Genomic DNA, 700 nt, shown 5'->3' with positions numbered 1-700 from the left:
GCAATAATTGATCATTTTTCAGAGCTGATAAAGCTGAATGTAAGTTAGAGGGTAGTAAATTTTGGATTCAGAGAATAATACTAAAGAGTGGAAGTTGATTGAAAAGACTGTTTCTCAGTTAGGTGTTGAGCAGCGTAAGGCTCGTCGCTGGGGTGTGTTTTTTAAGCTGCTAACATTTGCTTATCTTTTTGTCTTATTGTTTATGATGAGCGAGGGTTTATCGCCGGATAAGATAAGTGATACTGAACAATATACCGCATTGGTTAATCTGGAAGGTGTGATTGCTTCAGGCGAAGAGGCGAATGCAGACTTTTTGGTGACGGGTTTGAGAGCAGCTTTTGAAGCTGAGGGAACTCAAGCTGTTGTCTTGCGCATTAATAGTCCTGGTGGCAGCCCGGTTCAATCAGGGTATGTTTATGATGAAATTAAACGACTTCGTGGCTTATACCCTGAAACGCCACTCTATGCAGTGATCAGCGATATTGGTGCTTCAGGTGCATATTACATTGCTGCGGCTGCGGATAAGATTTACGCTGATAAGGCAAGTTTGGTTGGTTCTATCGGTGTAGTGGCTTCAGGTTTTGGTTTTGTTGATACGATGAAGAAGCTTGGCGTCGAAAGACGTTTATATACAGCGGGAGCTCATAAGGGCTTTCTAGATCCTTTTAGCGATGAAAAGGGTGATGAGGTTGAGTTTTGG

The 700-nt window shown here is 42.4% G+C and carries 1 protein-coding gene; it reads left to right on the top strand.

Annotated features, from left to right (window positions below):
• Positions 1 to 61: 61 nt before the first annotated feature.
• The coding region (locus A3766_RS03505; RefSeq protein ID WP_068641692.1) for a S49 family peptidase at positions 62 to 700 on the top strand (639 nt) is incomplete at its 3' end.

The organism is Oleiphilus sp. HI0132 (assembly GCF_001635845.1).
Note: the sequence above shows the minus strand (reverse complement) of the source record. Positions and strands in the feature narration are given on the sequence as shown.